Genomic DNA, 2,658 nt, shown 5'->3' with positions numbered 1-2,658 from the left:
GCCCAGCCGGGGCGCTGGGCCGTGGCGCCGTACGGCACCGGGGGCAGGGAGATCGGGGGCACGGCCCCCATTGTCGTACGCCCCTGGCAGGATCCGTGCCGTGAGGACCGACGACTTCTGGCAGCTGATCGACGAGGCCCGCGCCGGCGCCGGGGGAGAGCCCGACGCGGTGGCCGCCCGGGCGGTCGCCCTGCTCGCCGAGCGCGCCCCAGAGGAGATCGTCGGGTACGCGGAGCACCAGCGGCGGGTGCTCGTCGCCTCCTACCAGGTCGATCTGTGGGGCGCGGCCTACCTGATCAACGGCGGCGCCTCGGACGACGGCTTCGAGTACTTCCGCGGCTGGTTGATGACCCAGGGCCGGGCGGTGTTCGCCCGGGCGGTCTCCGACCCGGATTCCCTCGCCGAGCTGCCCCGGGTGCGGGCCGCGGCGCTCAGCGGGGAGGAGTTCGAGTGCGAGGACATGCTGGCGGTGCCCTGGGAGGCGTACCGGAAGGCGACGGCGGCCGACCTGCCGGCGGTGCGTGAGCCGGCCGCGGCCCCCGACCTGAACGACTTCTGGGACTTCGACGACGAGGACGAGGCGCGGCGGCGCCTGCCGAGGCTCGCCGCGCTCTTCGTCGAGCCGCCGGAGGAGTGACGGGGGAGCCCCGGCGTGTCCCGGGCGACGTGGGAGCATAGAGGGGGCCGGCGTCGCGCCGGCCCGCTCACGTCAGCCGACCAGAACGGACCGCTGTGCCACCGACGCTCGATCCCGGCGCGAACGCTCCTGGTGCCACCGACCCGGCGCGCATCAGGAACTTCTGCATCATCGCCCACATCGACCACGGGAAGTCGACCCTGGCCGACCGGATGTTGCAGCTCACCGGCGTGGTCGACCCGCGGCAGATGCGCGCGCAGTACCTCGACCGGATGGACATCGAGCGCGAGCGCGGCATCACCATCAAGAGCCAGGCCGTCCGCATGCCGTGGACCGTCCGGGAGGGCGACCGGGCCGGCGAGAGCGCCGTGCTCAACATGATCGACACCCCGGGCCACGTCGACTTCACCTACGAGGTGTCCCGGTCCCTGGCCGCCTGCGAGGGCGCGATCCTGCTGGTCGACGCCGCGCAGGGCATCGAGGCGCAGACCCTGGCCAACCTCTACCTTGCGCTCGAGAACGACCTGCACATCATCCCGGTGCTCAACAAGATCGACCTGCCGGCCGCCCAGCCGGAGAAGTACGCCGAGGAGCTCGCCCACCTGATCGGCGGCGACCCGGCGGACTGCATCAGGGTCTCCGGCAAGACCGGTGAGGGCGTGCCCTACCTGCTCGACGAGATCGTCCGGCAGTTCGTGGCGCCGGTCGGGCAGGCGGACGCCCCGGCCCGCGCGATGATCTTCGACTCGGTGTACGACGTCTACCGCGGCGTGGTCACCTACGTCCGGGTGGTGGACGGCCGGATCAGCGCCCGCGACCGGATCAAGATGATGTCCACCGGGGCGGTCCACGAGCTGCTGGAGATCGGCGTCATCTCGCCGGAGATGGTGAAGGCCGACGCGCTGGGCGTCGGCGAGGTGGGCTACCTGATCACCGGGGTGAAGGACGTCCGGCAGTCCCGGGTCGGTGACACGGTCACCATCAACGGCAACCCGGCCAAGGAGGCTCTCGGCGGCTACAAGGATCCGAAGCCGATGGTCTACTCGGGGCTCTACCCGATCGACGGGTCGGACTACCCGAACCTGCGCGAGGCGCTGGACAAGCTCAAGCTCAACGACGCCGCCCTGGTCTACGAGCCGGAGACCTCCGGGGCGCTCGGCTTCGGCTTCCGCTGCGGCTTCCTCGGCCTGCTGCACCTGGAGATCATCCGGGAGCGGCTGGAGCGCGAGTTCAACCTCGACCTGATCTCCACCGCGCCGAACGTGGTCTACCGGGCCATCACGGAGGACGGTCAGGAGATCGTGGTCACCAACCCGAGCGAGTACCCGACCGGCAAGATCGCCGAGGTGTACGAGCCGACGGTGCGGGCCACCGTGCTCACGCCGAATGACTACGTCGGCGCGGTCATGGAGCTGTGCCAGGGGCGCCGGGGCAGCCTGCTGGGCATGGACTATCTCTCCGCCGACCGGGTGGAGCTGCGTTACACGCTGCCCCTCGCGGAGATCATCTTCGACTTCTTCGACCAGTTGAAGAGCCGCACCAAGGGCTATGCCTCGCTGGACTACGAGCCCTCCGGCGAGCAGGCGTCCGACCTGGTCAAGGTGGACATCCTGCTGCACGGTGAGCCGGTGGACGCGTTCAGCGCCATTGTGCACAAGGACAAGGCGTACACCTACGGCACCACCATCGCCGCCAAGCTGCGCACCCTGATCCCGCGTCAGCAGTTCGAGGTGCCGATCCAGGCCGCGATCGGCAGCCGGGTGATCGCCCGGGAGACCATCCGCGCCATCCGCAAGGACGTGCTCGCCAAGTGCTACGGCGGTGACATCAGCCGCAAGCGCAAGCTGCTGGAGAAGCAGAAGGAGGGCAAGAAGCGGATGAAGATGGTCGGCCGGGTGGAGGTCCCGCAGGAGGCCTTCATCGCGGCGCTCTCGTCCGACTCCGGGGACGGCAAGGCTCCCGGCAAGAAGTAGGTCCCGCTCGGCGCCGACCCCGACGGCCGGTGCCCGCGACGAACCCTC

Annotated in this window: 2 protein-coding genes; both read left to right on the top strand. The window is 70.3% G+C overall.

Features of this window, described 5'->3' with window-relative positions; genetic code table 11:
* The first annotated feature begins 100 nt into the window (after window positions 1-100).
* Entirely contained in the window at window positions 101-637 is a 537-nt protein-coding gene (locus ACWEVO_RS34610) for a DUF4240 domain-containing protein (RefSeq protein ID WP_452311625.1), read from the top strand.
* Window positions 638-732: 95 nt separating this feature from the next.
* On the top strand, window positions 733-2,610 hold the full coding sequence (lepA, locus tag ACWEVO_RS34605) for a translation elongation factor 4 (protein WP_452311624.1): 1,878 nt from the start codon (window positions 733-735) through the stop codon (window positions 2,608-2,610).
* Window positions 2,611-2,658 lie beyond the last annotated feature (48 nt).

The sequence above is a fragment of the Micromonospora sp. NPDC003776 genome (genome assembly GCF_053605645.1).
This window is presented reverse-complemented; position numbering and strand designations above follow the sequence as displayed.